The organism is Pantoea phytobeneficialis (assembly GCF_009728735.1).
In the GTDB taxonomy this organism is placed as follows: domain Bacteria; phylum Pseudomonadota; class Gammaproteobacteria; order Enterobacterales; family Enterobacteriaceae; genus Pantoea; species Pantoea phytobeneficialis.
Window position 1 is genome coordinate 2,638,345 of sequence record NZ_CP024636.1, and the last position, 19,919, is coordinate 2,658,263.

Sequence of the window (19,919 nt, forward strand, 5' to 3'; positions counted from 1 at the left end):
GTGGTACCGGTGGAAAAAACGTCCGGGAGCTCAGTCAGGGGGCGTGCGCGGATGTCAAAAACAGGCCCGGCAGACGTAAGGGCGAAACTGTATATGGCGGCGATCGTAGCGATCAGGTGGAATGCCCCGGCGAAGGCGCTGTACCAGAGGCTAATCGCGAAGGGCAAAGCCAGCAAGGCCGCGCTTGGAGCGGTGATGCGCAAGCTGGTTCATCAGTGCTTCGGGGTGCTGAAAACGCGGATGAAGTGGGATGAAAATTACGCAGCTACCGCTTGACGTTCAAGACGGTAGCTACGGATGTGAGAAATAGTAAGGGAGGCCATTGGCCTCCCTTAATTGAACCGCAGGGGTATAAACTTACAAACCAGCAGCTTCGCGCAGCTGTGCAGCTTTGTCGGTTTTTTCCCATGGGAAGTGTTCGCGGCCAAAGTGACCGTAAGCGGCAGTTTCTTTGTAGATAGGCTTCAGCAGGTCCATCATCTGGATCAGACCGTACGGACGCAGGTCAAAGAACTCGCGTACCAGCAGGGTCAGTTGCTCGGTTGCCACTTTCTCAGTACCGAAAGTTTCCACCATGATCGATGTCGGTTCTGCCACGCCGATTGCGTAGGAAACCTGAATCTCACAACGGTCAGCCAGGCCAGCCGCAACAATGTTTTTTGCCACGTAGCGTGCTGCGTAAGCCGCAGAACGGTCAACCTTTGATGGGTCTTTACCAGAGAAAGCACCGCCGCCGTGACGCGCCATGCCGCCGTAGGTATCCACGATGATTTTACGACCGGTCAGACCGCAGTCACCCATTGGGCCACCGATAACGAAACGGCCAGTCGGGTTGATGTGGTATTTGGTGCTGGCGTTGATCCACTCAGTTGGCAGAACCGGCTTGATGATCTCTTCCATTACCGCTTCACGCAGGTCAGTCTGGGAAATCTCTTCCGCGTGCTGAGTCGACAGTACCACGGCATCGATACCGACAATTTTGCCGCCATCGTACTGGAAAGTGATCTGGCTTTTTGCATCCGGACGCAGCCACGGCAGGGTGCCGTTTTTACGTACTTCAGCCTGACGCTGGACCAGACGGTGCGCATAGGTTACCGGAGCAGGCATCAGAACGTCAGTTTCGTTGGTGGCGTAGCCAAACATCAGGCCCTGATCGCCAGCACCTTGTTCCAGCGGGTCGGTACGGTCAACGCCCTGGTTGATGTCCGGAGACTGTTTACCAATGGCGCTCAGTACTGCGCAAGAGTTGGCATCGAAGCCCATATCGGAATGAACATAGCCAATTTCACGAACGGTATTACGGGTAATCTCTTCGATATCAACCCATGCGCTGGTGGTGATTTCACCGCCAACCAGCACCATACCGGTTTTCACGTAAGTTTCGCAGGCCACACGAGCTTTCGGATCCTGTTCAAGGATGGCGTCGAGCACGGCGTCAGAAATTTGGTCAGCGATTTTATCAGGATGTCCTTCTGATACGGACTCAGACGTAAAAAGGTGTTTAGCCATTCTGTTCTTTACCTTACAAATGGTTTGAATTCGACTGCATAGCGTAAGCGAGGTTGTGCCAGGCTCGACGCCCCTTCAGGCAAAGCCGCGAGCAGTAAGAAAGCTTGGATGTTAACCAGTTTAGATGGATGACCATCTGGACGGCTATTTTAGGTTACTCACTGAGCGAATTACCAGCCCTTTTTCTGTTTCCGCATTTTACGCAACAGCTGAACTGGAAAATTTTCCTGACACGGATCACCGTATTGATCCCGGTATCGGCCGCTCTGGCAAAAGCTTTTGCAATTTTATGCGTCAGGCTGTATAAATCGCCGCTGCTGTCGACCACAGCCCAAAAGGATGACGCCGCCGTGCGTCGCGCCCGTCAGATATGTGTGTATCTGGCTTTCACCCAGGCCGTTTCCCGCATGTTTTCCCCATGCGTTGGAGGTGATAAAAGTAATGAACCACCCTTTCTCTTTTTACGGTTCACTGCGCTCAACGTGCGCGCTGGCAATCCTTTCCATTTCCACTTCTGTTTTTCACTCCAGTCGAAGTTTTGTTCGTTGCGGTAATTATCCCGACACGAGCGCCGGCTAACTTGTTCCCACAATCCTGGTGATTTTTTTCACGCTCGGGTGATGATGGCACTGCCAGGCTATTTCTGGCACGGTTGCACGCATCCCGGCCTGGTGTTTTACACTTAACGTCAGCAGCTCTTGAGGATAAGCAGGCAGAATGGGGCAATTTTATCCCGGCGTAATAACGACAAAACCCGGCAACTTTTTCATATTTCAACGGAAAATTGAGGTTCGTGATGTCTGACGACATGAAGAATATCAAGGGTTCGTCAGCTGGCGAACAGGGTGTACTCCGCTCCATGCAGGAGGTGGCGATGAATGATCAGGAAGCGAGCCGAATGCTGCGCACCTACAATATTGCCTGGTGGGGTAATAACTATTACGACGTCAACGAATTGGGCCACATCAGCGTGTGCCCGGATCCGGACATGCCGGAAGTTCGTGTCGACCTCGCCAAACTGGTGAAAGAGCGTGAAGCTGATGGTCAGCGCCTGCCCGCGCTGTTTTGCTTCCCACAGATTTTGCAGCACCGTCTGCGTTCGATTAACGGTGCCTTCAAACGTGCCCGCGAATCCTACGGGTATAAAGGTGACTACTTCCTGGTGTATCCCATCAAGGTAAACCAGCACAAACGTGTGATTGAGTCGCTGGTCAACTCCGGCGAACCGCTGGGGCTGGAAGCTGGTTCCAAGGCGGAGCTGATGGCGGTATTGGCGCATGCGGGTAAAACCCGAACCGTTATCGTCTGTAACGGCTACAAAGACCGCGAATACATACGTCTGGCGTTGATTGGTGAGAAACTTGGTCACAAGGTGTATCTGGTGATCGAGAAGATGACTGAGGTACGCATGGTGCTGGAAGAGGCAGAACGGCTGAATGTCGTGCCTCGCCTCGGTATTCGTGCACGTCTGGCATCGCAAGGCTCCGGTAAATGGCAGTCGAGCGGCGGTGAAAAGTCCAAATTTGGTCTGGCGGCGTCGCAGGTGTTGCAGCTGGTGGAGATCATGCGTAAAGCGGGTCGTATCGATAGCCTGCAATTGCTGCATTTCCACCTTGGTTCGCAGATGGCGAATATTCGCGATATCGCTACCGGGGTGCGTGAGTCAGCCCGTTTCTATGTAGAGCTGGCGAAGCTTGGCGTTAACATCAAATGTTTTGACGTCGGCGGCGGTCTGGGTGTGGATTATGAAGGAACACGTTCACAGTCCGATTGCTCGGTTAACTACGGCCTGAATGAATACGCTAACAACGTGATTTGGGCGATTGGTGATGCCTGTGATGAACACGGTCTTGAGCATCCTACGGTGATTACCGAATCGGGTCGTGCGGTAACCGCTCATCACACCGTGCTGGTGTCCAATATTATTGGTGTTGAGCGCAACGAATTTAGCAACCCGGAAGCGCCGGATGTAGATGCGCCACGCCCAATCCAGAGCATGTGGGATACCTGGCAGGAGATGCACGAACCGAACGTGCGTCGCTCGTTGCGTGAGTGGTTGCACGACAGCCAGATGGATCTGTTTGACATCCATACCGGTTACTCGTCCGGCACTTATGATCTGCGTCAGCGCGCCTGGGCGGAACAGCTTTACCTCAGCATCTGTCATTACATCCAGCAGCACCTTGATCCGAGCAACCGTGCTCATCGCCCGATTATCGATGAGTTGCAGGAGCGTATGGCTGACAAGATTTACGTCAACTTCTCGCTGTTCCAGTCGATGCCGGATGCCTGGGGTATCGATCAACTCTTCCCGGTGTTGCCGCTGGAAGGGTTGAACAAAATGCCGCAACGTCGTGCGGTGCTACTCGACATCACCTGCGATTCAGATGGCACTATCGATCACTATGTGGATGGCGACGGCATTGCCACCACCATGCCGATGCCGGAATACGATATCGACAACCCGCCGATGCTGGGCTTCTTTATGGTGGGCGCGTATCAGGAAATTCTCGGCAACATGCATAACCTGTTTGGCGATACCGAAGCGGTTGACGTGTTTGCTTTCCAGGATGGCAGCGTGGAAGTTCAGCTTTCAGATGAAGGCGATACAGTGGCAGATATGCTGGAATATGTGCAGCTCAACCCGGCAGAACTGATGACGCTGTTCCGTAATCAGGTGAAGCAAACCGATATAGACGAAGATCTGCGTGCGCAGTTCCTGGAAGAATTTGAGAGCGGTTTGTACGGTTATACCTATCTTGAAGACGAATAATTAATCGTCTCTTCACCGGGCCACGTTCGTGGCTCGGTCCATTTATTTCTCCACTATTTTTTCACTCCTGTCTTTTTTATTAAAATTGCGATCGTGATCACCGTGGTAATTTCTCTTGTCATTTAAAGAAGGAATGGCGCAGACACAACATCGCTATCTCATTCATTTATTTGAAAAAGCGAAGCCGCAATCCATTACATACGGGAAATACCCATTAATTCAGTAAGGTCATTTGGCCTTATAAAGCAGGTTTTCTGTTATGTTATATTTTTTATGCATAATTAAAATTTGATCATTGGTGGTGAAATAATAACTGTTATTAACTAAATGCTTTTCGACGCTTTTTGGAAAAAATCTTCTCATACCGATTCTGTAACTTTGACAAAAGAAATCCAAAACTCAACCATTCATATATTTTTTTTAATTAAAATCAAATAGTTAATATGAAATCATTTCTGTCAAGATGGGAAAAAACATTATTTTTTCCAGGAATTGTCTGAAACGGTAGTCATAATTTCACCGGCTGCAAGATGAAAATCAATACGCCATTCCTATCAAAATGTGCGAATGTCTTGGCTTAACCTATTTCTCAAACTGTAAGTTATACGTTAACCTTCAGTTAAGGTGTTAAGTTTTACCAATGTTTTCCTTGTGTTTAACATGAGAAATTCTGACATTTAAGGTGCGTCAGATCGTGGCAAAAGGGCGCGTTGATGAGCAATCCGCAACAATACACTTTTATACTGGAACCTGTTTACGGATTATCCGGCAACCTTTTTGCCTGGGAATTGCTGACGCGCTTTGTGGACGATGCTGATATTAAGCATATGAGGAATCCGGCAAGAGAAGCGGTTTTTTTCAGCCACTTACCCGTGGAGCAGAAATGGCAACTATTCCTGCGGCAAATAGATCAACTGGAGCGACTCTATCAAAAGGGATTCCGGCAGATCATTAGTGTGAACATTAACAGGGATATTGTTTCCAGCATTTTTTCTGATGAAAAAACTCAACAAAGACTGGCACTGTTGCCTTTCTTTCGCTTTGAAATATCCTCATTTTTCATCGCCCGCTTTACTCGTGCAGATCTATTAATTTTAAAGGGGTTGGCAAAAATTGCGCCCTTATGGCTGGATGACTTTGGTCCGGGATATTCCAGCCTCACCATGATGAGTAGCGGAATATTTGAGTGTGTCAAGATTGATAAGGCGTTTTTTTGGCAGTATGGCGAAAGCCATATATTTGATCTGTTGTTAGGCCATCTCAACGATTTATGCAGTGGCGTGATTATTGAGGGTGTTGAGAATCAACGTCATATCGAGATTCTGGCGCATAAAGCGATATATGGTATGCAGGGCTATCATTGGGATGGCGTGTATCTTGATGATTTTATTAATAAATCATGGGTCGCCACCAGCACCTCCGATCCATGCGGAAAACAACTGTGCCAAAAAAAGAATTTAAGGAGTTTCATGTAGTTCACGCAGTGCCAATAGATAAAAACGATATTTTCCCCGTTGTTATTTTAAGAAATAAAACGTCCCCATTACCAGGATGGCGGCTTAACAAGGCTCAGTACGATTTCATCATCAGCATGTATGAGGTCGTCAAAGAGAAAGAGTGAATATCCAACGTTTATTCACTGGTGAGACCGGGATCTGCGGATTTCGGGCGTTTTTATGGATTCTAATAACCTCGGTGGAATATAGAGAAAATGAATAATATCTCAGTAACGCCTAAAGGAGGCACGATCGCCTCGCTGACTAACGGAAGCGAAGTGACGTTAACCACTCCGAGTTTGGTTAAACTCAATCTGAATCAATCAGATATTAAATCTTACACACGCAATGGTAATGACCTCGTTATTACAACGAAGTCGGGTGAACATCTTGTTATTCATAATTTTTATGGGCCGAATGGCGAAAGTGACCTTGTGCTACAGGATGACAAGGGCGCTTTATGGTGGGTGGAGAATCCTGGTGGTGATGGCTTCCAGTATGTTTCTATCGACAGTACCGATGGCCTGTTAGCAGCAAATACCACCCATGATAACGCCATTGCCGCCTTTGGTATGGGAGGTGCACTGCTGGCGGGGCTGGGTGCGATGTTTGCGGGAACCACAGGCAGTGGTGGTTCCGAAGGGGGTAGCAATAATGCTGGCGGCGGTGATAACGGCGGTGGCGGTGATACCACCGCACCCGGCACGGCCAGTAACCTTGTTCTGACCGATAATGCCGGCGCCATTCAGGGAGCGATTACCAGTGGCACCAACACCGATGACAATACGCCGATCTTAAGCGGAACGGCTGAAGCGGGCAGCATCGTCAGCATTTACGACGGGTCGACCTTGCTGGGCACCGTGGTGGTCGGCGCAGATGGCACCTGGAGCTTCACCTCGCCAACGCTGGCGGATGGATCTCACAGTATTACCACAACCGTTACCGATGCTGCGGGCAATACCAGCGCTGCATCTGATCCTGTCGACTTCGTTGTCGATACCGTGGCACCGGTAGCTGCCAGCGCTTTGGTGGTGACAGACGATGTCGGGGGGAGTCAGGGGCCACTGACTTCCGGCGCGACCACAGATGACAACACACCCACCTTAAGCGGCCAGGCTGAAGCCAATAGCATCATCAAAATCTATGATGGTCAGACGCTGCTGGGCAGTGCCGTGGCAGATGCGAACGGTAGCTGGAGCTTTACCACCCCGGCGCTGAGCAACGGTAGCCATAGCCTCACCGTTACCGTGACGGATGCGGCGGGGAATGTCAGCCCGGCAACCCCGGCGTTTGATGTCAACATTGCGGCAGGCTTCCCACCAGCCACCACGTCGTTGCAGGTGACGGATGACAGCGGCAACACCCTGGTGCAGCTGCTTGATGGATCCAGCACGCATGACACCACCCCGGTACTGACGGGGCTGGCAACGGCAAACGCCCTTATTACCCTGTATGACGGAAATACCTTGTTGGGTAGCGTCGTGGCTGGCACGGATGGGCAATGGGTGTTTACCCCAGGCACGCTGGCCGATGGTACACATACCTTTCATGCCACCATCACAGATGCTAACGGCAATGTGACTGACTCCAACACCATTCATATCATTATTGATACAGTGGCCCCGGAAGCGGCCGGTGATTTGCAACTCGGTAACAACGAAGGCAGCACCGTGATACCGGTACCTGCGGGGGGATCAACCAATGACACCACCCCGGTGTTGACGGGTACGGCTGAACCGGGCAGTACCGTCACCATTTCTGATGGCACCACCGTGCTCGGTACGGCGGTTGTCGGCAGTGATGGCAACTGGAGTTTCACCACCCCGGCGTTAGGTGAGGGGCAACACAGCCTGACCACCACCGTGAGCGACCCGGCGGGGAACACCAGCCCGGCATCCGATCCCATCAATTTTATCGTCGATACTACGCCACCGGCGGCGGCTAGCGGCCTGACGGTAACTGACAACGTGGGCGACAGTCAGGGGCCGATCACCTCGGGTGTCTCCACCGATGACAACACGCCGACCCTGAGCGGTCAGGCTGAGCCCAATAGCGTGATCAGCGTGTATGACGGCACGACGTTGCTGGGGCAAACCACCACCGACGTGAATGGGAACTGGAGCTTTACTACTCCGGCGTTGACCAATGGTAGTCACAGCCTGACGGTGACAGTGACCGATAGCGCAGGTAATGTCAGCCCTGCCACACCTGCGTTTGATGCAGTCGTTGCGGCAGATTTGCCACCGGCGACCAGTTCATTGCAGGTCACCGATGACAGCGGCAATACCCTGGTACAACTGGCCAATGGTGCCAACACTCAGGACAGTACGCCGGTGTTAAGCGGTCTGGCCGGTGCGAATACCCTGATCACCCTGTATGACGGCACAACCTTGTTAGGCAGCGTGGTGGCAGGCAGCAACGGGCAATGGAGCTTTACCCCGACCACGCTGGATGATGGTCCACATTCGTTCCATGCCACCATCACGGATGTTAACAGCAACATCACTGACTCCATCACCATCAATATCGTCATTGATACCCAGGCACCGGCGGCGGCCGGTGATTTGCAGCTCGGCGACAATAACGGCAGTGCTGTCGTTCCGATTGCGGCGGGTGGTGCCACCAACGACAGTTCTCCGCAATTGAGCGGCACGGCTGAACCCGGCAGCACCGTCACGATTTCCGACGGTAACACGGTGCTTGGCACGGCAACAGTCGGCAGCGATGGCAGTTGGAGCTTCACGACTCCAGTGCTGAGTGATGGCAACCACAGTCTGACCACCACCGTGAGCGATGCGGCAGGCAACACCAGCCCGGCGTCCGATCCCATCATTTTTACCGTTGATACCGTACCGCCTGCGGCAGCCAGCGGCCTGACAGTGACCGATGATGTGGGCGACAGTCAGGGACCCCTTACGTCGGGTGGATTCAGTGATGACAGCACGCCAACCCTGAGTGGTCAGGCCGAGGCGAATACCGTCGTCAGCGTTTACGATGGCGATACGCTATTGGGTACTGTCACCGTGGGCAGTGACGGCAACTGGAGCTTCACACCGGACGCGTTAACCAACGGCAATCACAGCCTGACCGTTACGGTGACCGATGCGGCCGGTAATGTTAGTCCGACAACCACGCCGTTCAACGTGACCATCAATGCCGATCTGCCAGCGGCAACCAGCTCTCTCCAGGTAACGGATGATAGCGGCAACACCCTGGTGCAGTTGGCTGATGGCGATTTTACCCATGACAGCACGCCAGTGCTGAGTGGCCTGGCGGGTGCAGGCAACCTGATCACCCTGTATGACGGCACCACCGTACTGGGCAGCGTCACTGCTGACAGTAATGGTCAGTGGGTCTTCACGCCTGGCACGCTGGTTGATGGATCGCATGCCTTCCAGGCCACCATCACGGATATCAACGGCAACATTACCAATTCTGACACCATCACCATCACCATCGACACGGTGGCGACAGGTGCCGCGGGCGGATTGCAGCTCAGTAATGACGAAAGCGGTACTCCGGTGCCGATCGAACCGGGTAGCGCAACCAATGACAACACCCCGGTACTGAGTGGCAGTGCGGAGCCCGGCAGCATCGTGACCATCCAGGATGGTGACAATTTGCTGGGCACGGCCACAGTGGATAACGACGGTAACTGGAGCTTCACGCTACCCACATTGACGGAAGGTGAGCATAGCCTGACCACCTCCGTGACCGACCAGGCGGGTAACACCAGCGAAGCCACCGATCCGTTTGTGTTCACCGTAGATACCACGCCGCCAGCGGTTGCTGACAACCTGCAACTGAGCAATGACACGAGCGGCACAGCAGTACCGATCACGTCGGGTGCGACTAATGACACGACGCCGGTACTTAGCGGTACCGCCGAACCCGGCAGCACTGTCACCATTTCTGACGGCGATACTGTGCTGGGTACCGCGATCACCGATAGCGACGGTAACTGGAGCTACACCACCCCTGCGCTGGATGAGGGCGATCATAGCCTGACCACCACGGTGACCGATACGGCGGGTAATACGGGCCTGGCTTCCAGCCCTATCGCCGTCACGGTAGACACCACCGCACCAGAAGCGGCGAGCGGCCTGCAACTCAGTAATGACCTGAGCGGGACACCGGTACCTGTTGCGGACGGCGGCGTCACCAACGACACCACACCGGTGTTAACGGGAACAGCGGAACCGGGCAGCATCGTGACCATTTCCGATGGCGACACCGTGCTGGGAACCGCCACTGTTGGCAGTAATGGCAACTGGAGCTTTACACCTGACCCATTGGGCGAAGGCGATCACAGCCTGACGGCAACGGTGACCGATGCGGCAGGGAATACCGGTCCGGCTTCGGATCCGGTGACTGTCACCATTGACACCACCGCGCCAGCCATTGCGGGTGATGTTCAACTCAGTAATAACGATAGTGGCACACCGGTGCCAGTTGCTGCTGGTGGGGCGACGAATGATACCACTCCGGTACTAAGTGGAACCGCCGATCCGGGCAGCATCATTACCGTTTCTGACGGTAACGATGTGCTGGGCACCACCACGGTGGATAACGACGGTAACTGGAGTTTTATTACCCCCGCTCTGGGTGAGGGTGATCATAGTCTGACGGCGACCGTGACCGATCCGGCAGGCAACACCAGCCCGCCTTCTGCGGCCATTGATTTCACCGTTGACACCACCGCACCTGATGTAGCGACGGGCTTGCAACTCAGCAGCGATGTCACCGGGACATCGGTCCCCGTCACAGCCGGCACCACCAACGATACCACGCCGATATTGAGTGGTACGGCGGAGCCAGGAAGCACGGTGACGGTGTCTGATGGCACTAACGTGCTGGGAACGGCGACCGTAGATGGCAATGGTAACTGGAGCTTTACTACCCCTGCGCTGGATGAAGGTGATCATAGCCTGACAGCGACGGTGACCGACCCCGCGGGTAATACCAGCGATGCTTCGGACCCGCTTGCGATCACCATCGATACCACCGCACCCGATCCCGTAGATGGTGTGCAACTCAGCAATGATTCAAGTGGTACGTCTGTGCCGGTAGCTGCGGGTGGTGCGACTAACGACACCACGCCGGTATTAAGCGGCACTGCAGAGCCAGGCAGTACCATTACCGTGTCAGATGGTGACACGGTGCTGGGAACCACCACGGTTGACGGTGATGGTAACTGGAGTTTCACCACCCCTGTGCTGGCAGAAGGCGATCACAGTCTGACGGCCACCGTCACCGATCCGGCAGGAAACACCAGTACAGCCTCTGATCCGCTGGCGTTTTCAGTGGATACCCAACCACCGGTTGCGGCCAGTGGTTTGCAACTCAGTAATGATTCCGGTGGTACCTCCGTACCGATTGCAGCAGGGAGCAGCACCAGTGATACCACGCCGGTATTGAGTGGCACGGCGGAGCCGGGTAGCACGGTCACGGTGTCCGATGGCAGTAACGTGCTGGGAACGGCGACCGTAGATGGCGACGGAAACTGGAGCTTTACCACCCCTGAGCTGGATGAAGGTGATCATAGCCTGACAGCCATCGTGACCGATCCGGCAGGCAATGCCAGCCCGGCATCCGATCCGATCGCGGTCACCATTGATACGACTGCCCCGGCGGCAGCCGATAACTTACAACTCAGTAGCGATACCAGTGGCACGCTGGTGCCGATTACCACGGGTGCGACCAACGATACCACGCCGATATTGAGTGGTACGGCGGAGCCGGGTAGTACCGTGACAGTTTCTGATGGCGCTAACGTGTTGGGAACCGCGACTGTTGATGGTGACGGTAACTGGAGCTTTACCTCTCCGGCACTGGATGAAGGTGATCACAGCCTGACGACGACCGTAACCGATGCGGCCGGCAATACTGGCGATGCCTCCGATCCTATCCTTGTCACTGTGGATACCACCGCACCCGATCCGGTAACCAATCTGACGGCAGAAAATGACAATGGCGATACGCTTAACGGTCTGACCGGTGACAGCACGCCAACCTTGAGCGGTACGGCAGAAGCGGGCAGCATCATCACCATTTACGACAATATGGCGGTGATCGGTTCGGTACAGGCGGATGCAACCACCGGTAGCTGGAACTTCACGCCGCAAACCCTGACCGATGGCGATCACAATCTGATGGTCACGGAGACCGATCTGGCCGGAAATGTGAGCGCGCCGAGTAATATGGTGGCGTTGACCGTTGATACCACGGCACCAGACGCCGCCGACTTTGTTCTCAACAACAATAATGGCAGTACTGACGTCCCAATCACCAACGGGGGGCTGACTAACGACAACTCACCGGAACTGAGCGGTACGGCAGAGGCGAATAGCCTGATCACCATTTACGATGGCACCGATGTGATTGGCAGTGCGACCACCGATGGCAGTGGTAACTGGAGTTTCATTACCACGCCGTTACTGGATGGCAGCCATGCGTTGAGTATCACGGTGACCGATGCCGCAGGTAACATCGGCCCATCCTCCTCTGTGGTGAATTTCGATATCGATACCGCTGCACCGGATGCTGTGACTGATCTGGTGGTCAACAACAATGAAGGCAGTACGCTGGTGCCGATCACTGAGGGTAATCTCACCAACGATGCGACACCGGAGCTGACCGGTACGGCGGAGGCGGGCAGCATCGTCAATGTCTACGATGGCACGACGTTGTTGGGCTCAACATCCGTTGGTGCGGACGGCACATGGAGCTATATCACCCCAGAACTGGACCAGGGCGCGCATAGCCTGAGCGTCACGGTCAGCGACGCAGCCGGAAACACCAGTGCTAACTCTGACACCATAGATTTCACCGTGGACAGCGAAGCGCCCGATCCGGCGGATAATCTGCAACTCACCAATGACGCGACCGATACACCGATTGCGGCAGGCGGAGCGACTAACGACAACACCCCGGTGTTGAGTGGCACGGCTGAAGCCAACAGCATTGTGACGGTTTCAGATGGCAGCAATGTGCTGGGGACCGCCCTGACCGATATCGATGGCAACTGGACGTTCACCACGCCAACGCTGACAGACGGCGATCATAGCCTGACCGTGACGGTCACCGACACGGCAGGTAACGTCAGCACCGCGTCCGATCCGCTGGCGGTAACCATTGATACGCAGCCTCCAGTGGCTGCCAGCAATCTGCAACTCAGTTCTGATGCCAGCGGTTCGTTGGTACCGATCACGTCGGGGGCGACCAACGATACGACACCGGTGTTGAGCGGTACCGCTGAACCGGGCAGTACGGTCACGGTGGCGGAAGGCAGTAACGTGCTGGGGACAGCGACGGTCGATGGCGATGGCAACTGGAGTTTCACTTCACCGGTATTGAGTGAAGGCGCGCACAGTCTGACCACCACCGTCACCGATGCTGCCGGAAACACCGGACCTGCCTCACCGGCAGTCGCCATCACCATCGATACCGCAGCCCCGGATCCCGTGGCCGATTTGGTGGTCAACAATAACGAAGGCAGTACCCTCGTTCCGATTGCTGATGGTGGCTTCACGAATGACCCTACTCCGGAACTTACCGGTAGCTCTGATGCGGGCAACATCATTAATGTCTATGACGGCTCGACGTTGCTTGGCTCAACGGTGGTCGGCACCGATGGAACCTGGACCTTTACCACTGGTGCATTGGATCAAGGCGAACACAATCTCAGTGTCACCGTCACTGACCCGGCGGGTAACACCAGTGCAAACTCTGCTGTTATCGGCTTCACCATTGACAGCGAGGCACCTGACGCAGCGGATAATCTCCTGCTGACCAATGACCAGACCGATACCGAGATTGCCGCTGGCGGCGCGACGAACGACAACACCCCGGTGTTGAGCGGTACCGCAGAAGCGAACAGTATCGTGACGGTTTCGGATGGCAGCAACGTGCTGGGAACCGCGCTGGTGGATGCCGATGGCAACTGGAGCTTCACCACCCCAACGCTGACCGATGGTGAGCATAGTCTGACCGTCACCGTGACGGACAGCGCTGGAAACGTCAGTGATGTGAGCGATCCGCTGACGGTGACCGTTGATACTGTTGTCCCGACCATCGCCGAACTTACCCTGAGCAACGATATTGGTGGCGGTTCTGTGGCGATCCCGGATGGCGGGTTAACCAATGACAACACCCCGGTTCTCAGTGGTTCAGGTGAAGAAGGGGATATCATCACCATCTCCGATGAGAACGGCGTGCTTGGCTCGCTGGTGGTTGATAACACGGGGACCTGGAGTTACACCACCAGCGTATTGGCTGATGGTTCTCATACCCTGAGCGTGACCGCGACAGATGCCGCCGGCAACGTCAGCGCACCTGCGACCATTAGCGTACAGGTCGATGCAACAGCGCCAGACGTGGCAACCGGTATCACGCTCAGTAATGATAACGGCACCACGGCGGTGGGTATCCCGAACAACGGCACAACCAATGACAGCACACCGCTGCTGTCAGGAAGTGCTGAGGCAGGTAGTGTCGTCACCATCAGTGACGGCAGCACCGTCATTGGCAGTGCAACTGTCGATAACAACGGTCAGTGGAGCTTCAGTGTACCGACGCTAACCGGAACATCGCACAGCCTGAGTGTCACCGTCACCGATGCGGCTGGCAACACCAGCGACGCGTCAACGCCCATCAACTTCACGCTGGACACCAGTGCGCCGATTGCCACCAGTATTGTGGTCAGCAATGACGACGGAACAACGCCTGTTCCACTGGCTGATGGCGACACCACCAATGACAACACACCGTTGCTGACGGGGACGGCGGAAGAGAACAGCATTATCACCATCTATGATGGCAGCGTAGTGATTGGTTCAACCACCGCAGATGCGGATGGCAACTGGAGCTTCAGTACACCAACCCTGATTGATGGCTCGCATACCCTGAGCGCCACCGTTACCGATGTGAACGGCAACGTCAGCACTGCCTCTACCACCTTTACGGTAGCAGTAGATGCCACTGCACCGGAACCGGTTGGCGATCTGGTACTGCAAAATAACGACAGCACGCCGTCCGTGGTGATACCTGATGGCGGTGCCACCAACGATAACACCCCTGAGCTGGTGGGTACCGCTGAACCGGACAGCATTATCTCGGTTTATGACGGAACAACCTTGCTGGGTACCACCACGACAGACGGTGATGGTAACTGGAACTACACCACGCCAACCCTCTCGAACGACACGCATACGTTGAATGTTACCGTCACTGACGAGGCAGGAAACGTGAGTTCGACCACCTCGGTCACCGTGACGGTCAACACGGTAACTCCTGATCCGGTTACCAACTTTGCTATCTACGACAACGACGGTACTACGCCGTTCGTGGTCGCTAATGGCGGTTCGACCAACGACGAGACGCCGGTATTGCGTGGTAATGCCACCGCAGGCACCACGGTGAATATCTATCAGGATGATGTGTTAATTGGCAGCACGACGGTTGGGGATAATGGTGTATGGCGCTTTGAAACCAGCGCGTTAACTGATGGTCCCTATACCTTTAATGTCTCGGTAACTGATGCGGCGGGTAACACCAGTGCCTTGTCGGCTGACTACACCGTTACTATCGACACCGGTGCACCGGATGCCATAAACGATTTTGTGGTGACGGATGATGCCGGTGGACAGACCGGTGAGCTGGCAAGCGGTGATACCACCGATGACAGCACCCCGACGCTGAGCGGTAGTGCAACGACTGGCGATGTGATTTCGATCTACGATGGCAATACGTTGTTGGGCACCGTCACCGCAACCGCAGGGGCATGGAGCTTTACGCCAGCGGCATTAAGTAATGGTTCCCATAGCTTCACGGTCACCGTGACTGATCCGGCAGGAAACGTCAGCGCGGCGTCCTCACCTGCTTTTGACGTTACCATCAACGCCGGAATGCCGCCGGCCACCAGTACCCTGGAGATCACCGACGATAGCGGTAGCACTCTGGTGTCGTTGTCTGATGGTGCGGATACCAAAGACAGCACGCCTGTGCTGAGCGGTCTGGCTGCCGAGGATGATGTGATCACCATCCACGATGGCGCGACGGTGCTGGGTTCTGTTCTGGTTGACGCCAGTGGACAGTGGACCTTTACCCCTAATCCGGCGTTAGCCGATGGTGACCATGCACTTTTCATCACAACGGTGGATGGTCTTGGCAATCCAGGTGCAACGTCGAACACCATCAATATCACCGTCGATACCACGGCACCTGATGCAGTGGATGATCTGGTGGTCAGTAAGGACACCGGTGGTACGGTGGTGGAGATTGCCGACGGTTCCTCAACCAACGACAGCACGCCATTGCTGACTGGCACGTCTGAAGCCAATGCGGTGATCACCATTTATGATGGCGCCAATGTGGTGGGATCGACCACGGCAAATGCGTCGGGCGTCTGGAGTTATAACACGCCGACCCTGAGCAACGGTTCCCACACGCTGAGCGTCACGGCGACCGATGCGGCCGGTAATACCAGCGCCAACTCGGCGGCAGTGACCTTTACGGTTGATACGCACGCACCGGATGTCGCGACGCTGGTGGTGACCAACGACACCACTAACACCGTGATTGCTAACGGCGCATCCACCAACGACAGCACACCAACCCTCAGCGGTACGGCGGAAGCGAACAGCACCATCACTATCTATGACGGCAGCACGGTGCTGGGAACGGCCATCACCACTGCGGGCGGCACCTGGAGCTTCACTACCGCAACACTGCCGGAAGGTAGCCATGTATTTACCGTCAGGGCAACGGATGCCGCAGGTAACGTCAGTGTGGCATCCAGCTCGGCAACCGTGGTGATTGATGTCACGGCTCCGGCGGCAGTAACGCTGGCGGCCAGCAACAACAACGGCACGACGGCGGTACCGATTGCCAATAACGGCACCACCAACGACAACACCCCGGCGCTGAGCGGTACGGCGGAGGCGGGTGCGAAGGTCAGCATCTACGACGGCGCCACCCTGCTGGGTACGGTGACGGCAGGCAGCAACGGGGCGTGGAGCTTCACCACCAGCACCCTGGCCGATGGTCCGCATACCCTGAACGTCACGGCAACCGATGCGGCGGGCAACGTCAGCCCGAACGCCTCCGTCACCCTGACGGTGGATACGGCGGCCCCGGCGGCGTCGACGCTGACCATCACCGCGGATAACGTCACGCCAAACGTGACGGTGCCGAGCGGTGGCTCGACCAACGACAACACGCCAACCCTGAGCGGCACGGCGGANGCCGGTTCGGTGGTCACCATCTCCGACGGCAGCACGGTGCTGGGTTCCGTCACCGTGGGGACGGGCGGTACCTGGAGCTTCACCACCAGCGCGCTGAGCAACGGTACTCATCCGCTGAGCGTGACGGTGAAAGACACTGCCGGTAACGTCAGCGGCACCACCTCGGCCATCATCACGGTGGATACCGTGGCCCCGACGGCGTCAACGCTGGTGATCACCAACGATGCCACCAACACGGTGGTGCCGAGCGGCGGTTCAACCAACGACAGTACTCCGGTGCTGAGCGGTACGGCGGAAGTCGGCAGCAAAGTCACCATCTATGACGGCAGCACGGTGCTGGGCACGCTGACGGTCGGCGGGGCAGGTACCTGGAGCTTCACCACCGCCACCCTCAGCAACGGTACCCATCCGCTGAGCGTGACGGTGACCGATGCGGCAGGTAACGTCAGCGGTACCACCTCGGCCAGCGTGATCATCGACACCGTGGCCCCGGCGGCGGTGACGGGTCTGACGGCGACCAACAACAATGGTACGCCGGTCACCATCCCCAACAACGGCACCACCAACGACAACACCCCGGCGCTCAGCGGTACGGCGGAGGCGGGTGCGAAGGTCAGCATCTACGACGGGGCGACCCTGCTGGGCACCACCACCGCAGGCAGCAACGGGGCGTGGAGCTTTATCACCAGCACCCTGACTGAAGGGACGCATACCCTGAACGTCACGGCGACCGATGCGGCGGGCAACGTCAGCCCGAACGCCTCCGTCACCCTGACGGTGGATACGGTGGCACCAACCGCGTCAACGCTGACTATCACCAACGATTCGGTCACACCAAACGTGACGGTACCGAGCGGCGGCTCGACCAGAGATACCACGCCGGTACTGAGCGGTACGGCAGAAGTGGGCAGTCGCGTCACTATCTATGACGGCGCGACGATCCTCGGCTCGGTTTCTGTCGGGGCTGGAGGTACGTGGAGCTTTACCACTGCGGTACTTGCTAATGGTTCACATTCGTTAAGCGTCACAGTAACGGATACGGCAGGCAACATCAGTGGCACCACTTCGGCAACGGTGATTGTTGATACCGTGGCACCGACGGCAGCTACCGGGCTGGCGGTCAACACGGCGGGTACCCTCCTGACGGGTACGGGCGAAGCCGGTACCACGGTTACCGTGAAAGACGCCGGGGGTAACACCATCGGCACTGGCACTGTGGCCAGCAATGGCAGCTTCTCCGTGACGCTGACAACCGCGCAAACCACCGGGGCGACGTTGTCTGTCTCCCTGACGGATGCAGCAGGCAACACATCGCCGACGGCGACTGTGCTGGGTGCGATCAAAATCGTGGCGGCGAATGACCTCACAGAAGTGGATTACACCACCTCTACCGCGACGGTAAACAATGGCACCACCAGCGTCAGCCATTCAGCACTGGCAACGGTGAATCTGGGAACCGTATTGGGTCTCAACGTATTGTCGAACGGTAACGCTTATATCTTCAGCGTAGGCAATGACGATACGCGTAGCGTGACCTTGAATGGTACGGTTGGCGGTATCTCACTGATTGCTAACTACAATCTGTATCTCTATCAGCAGACCAGTACGGGGTGGACGCTGGTATCGGTGACCAACAACTATCTCTCGACCGGATTGATCAATCTGGGCTCGAAAACAGGGGTGAACGTCAACTACAACAACCTGGGGACCGGGACTTATGCGGTGGTGATTGGTTCGACCGGCGGGGTTTCCTTACTGCCGACCACCACTATCACAACGGTCACGGATACCACCGTGATGGCGGTAACAGTGGCGGCTACCGTCACCGGTAACTTGCTGACCAACGATACCAGCTCAGTAGCCGGTACCGTGCCATCAGGTACGGCGGTGACCTCGGTTTCGGGTCATACGGTGGGCACCAGTACCTCGTTCAGTACTACTTACGGCACGTTAACCATCGACTCTCATGGCAACTACACCTATACGCTGAAGGCCGGGCTGGATATCGACACACTGCCAGCCGCAGACACCTTCACCTATACGGTGACTGATGCTCAGGGCGTTGCCACCACGGCCACTTTGACCGTTGATCTGGTGCATTCAACGGGTACGGCATCGTTGTTAGCTGTGAACAGTCTGTTTGCGGAAGCCTCAACCACGACCGATAGCGACAGCTCGGTGAGCGGCAGCATCTGGGCCGACAGCACGACCAGTCACACCGGTACGCTGACCATCACCAATGAGCACGGTGATTCCACCACCGTGAGCAGCAGTGGCAGTACTGCGGTGGCGGGTGATTACGGCACCTTAAGCATTGCCGCAGACGGTAGCTATACCTATGCGCTGAGTGCCGACATTAACGTGCAGAACATCACTCACAAGGAGGTGTTTAGCTACACCCTGGCGTCAACCGACGGCACCCTCATCAGCAATTCGTTCACCATTGAGCTGCATCCGACCATTACCGGAACCTCGGCGGCGGATACGCTGACCAGCAGCGCCTATGACGACACCATCACCTCGGGTGCCGGAGCAGACACGCTGGTTTACCACTTGCTGAATGCGGCAGATGCCACCGGTGGCAATGGACACGATACCTGGACTGATTTCTCTGTCGCAAATGGCGACAAGATTGACGTCAGTAACCTGCTTATTGGCTGGAATGATGACACAAGTAACGTTAATGATTTTGTGAAAGTGGATCATACCGCTGATGGCAATACCGTGCTCTCGATCGACCGTGACGGAACCGGAACGGCTTACAGCAGCACCCAGTTGGTGACCGTGGAAGGCACTAACGCATCACTGGAGGAGTTGCTGCAACAACCGCACCAGAACCACACAGCGTAACCCTTGTTATCTGAGGCAGGATGCACCCCGGGCACAGGATGTGCCCCT

At 55.7% G+C, this 19,919-nt stretch carries 6 protein-coding genes; 5 read left to right on the plus strand and 1 reads right to left on the minus strand.

The features are described 5' to 3' along the window. Positions 1 to 276 (plus strand): transposase (locus tag CTZ24_RS12310; RefSeq protein WP_208723593.1); only part of this gene is annotated, 276 nt, incomplete at its 5' end. A gap of 81 nt (positions 277 to 357) precedes the next feature. On the opposite strand, the gene metK is transcribed toward CTZ24_RS12310, so the two are convergent. Continuing rightward, positions 358 to 1,509 (minus strand): methionine adenosyltransferase, encoded by a 1,152-nt coding sequence (metK, locus tag CTZ24_RS12315; RefSeq protein ID WP_021186208.1) that lies wholly within the window; start codon positions 1,507 to 1,509, stop codon positions 358 to 360. Between the two features lie 128 nt (positions 1,510 to 1,637). Between metK and CTZ24_RS12320 the strand changes: the two genes are divergently transcribed. From CTZ24_RS12320 to CTZ24_RS12335, 4 genes are all read left to right on the plus strand, one after another. Beyond that, positions 1,638 to 2,063 (plus strand): hypothetical protein, encoded by a 426-nt coding sequence (locus tag CTZ24_RS12320; protein ID WP_208723662.1) that lies wholly within the window; start codon positions 1,638 to 1,640, stop codon positions 2,061 to 2,063. Positions 2,064 to 2,305: 242 nt separating this feature from the next. Beyond that, positions 2,306 to 4,282: a biosynthetic arginine decarboxylase gene (gene speA / locus CTZ24_RS12325; RefSeq protein ID WP_071783608.1), complete on the plus strand. Its 1,977-nt coding sequence runs from the start codon at positions 2,306 to 2,308 to the stop codon at positions 4,280 to 4,282. Positions 4,283 to 4,995: 713 nt separating this feature from the next. Further along, a complete protein-coding gene (locus CTZ24_RS12330; protein ID WP_208723663.1) occupies positions 4,996 to 5,757 on the plus strand; it encodes an EAL domain-containing protein in 762 nt (253 codons plus the stop codon). 236 nt (positions 5,758 to 5,993) lie between these two features. Next, entirely contained in the window at positions 5,994 to 19,871 is a 13,878-nt protein-coding gene (locus CTZ24_RS12335) for an Ig-like domain-containing protein (RefSeq protein WP_208723664.1), read from the plus strand. Positions 19,872 to 19,919: the final 48 nt, after the last annotated feature.